The following is a 435-nucleotide window of genomic DNA, read 5'->3' as shown; positions in this document are numbered from 1 at the left end:
GGCGAACAAGCGGCCGCAGAGGCCGCGGAGGCCGCGAGTAGCGCCGCCCGCCCCGCTCGCGGCGAGCCCGCCGCCCCGGCGCTGCCGCCCTTCGTCCCCGACCCCGCGGTACCGCTCACCATCCGCGCGCTCGCGGCCTTCCTGCGCAACCCGGTCAAGGTCTTCTTCCGCGAGCGCCTCGGCGTGGTGTACGAAGACGCCGACGAGGCCCTGCCCGACGAGGAGGCCTTCGGCTTCGACGGCCTCGAGGAGCACGGCCTGGTCGACGAGCTCGCCGGCGCGGTGCTCGCCGAGCTCGCCGGCCTGCAACCAGGCGAGCTGCCCGCCTTCGCGCTCGAGGCCGCGCTCGAGGCGCACTTGCTTCGCCTCCAGCGCGCTGGCCGCCTGCCGATCGGCGGCCTCGGCCTGCGCGCCCGCGCCGCGCTCGGCGAGGCC

General features: G+C 77.7%; 1 pseudogene. It reads left to right on the top strand.

Features of this window, described 5'->3' with window-relative positions:
- Window positions 1-435, top strand: a pseudogene (locus tag C667_RS23945) (exodeoxyribonuclease V subunit gamma); the annotation flags it as partial.

It is taken from the genome of Thauera phenylacetica B4P, assembly GCF_000310225.1.
Classification (GTDB): domain Bacteria; phylum Pseudomonadota; class Gammaproteobacteria; order Burkholderiales; family Rhodocyclaceae; genus Thauera; species Thauera phenylacetica.
The sequence above is the reverse complement of the archived record's forward strand: the minus strand, read 5'-3'. Positions and strand labels throughout refer to the sequence as shown.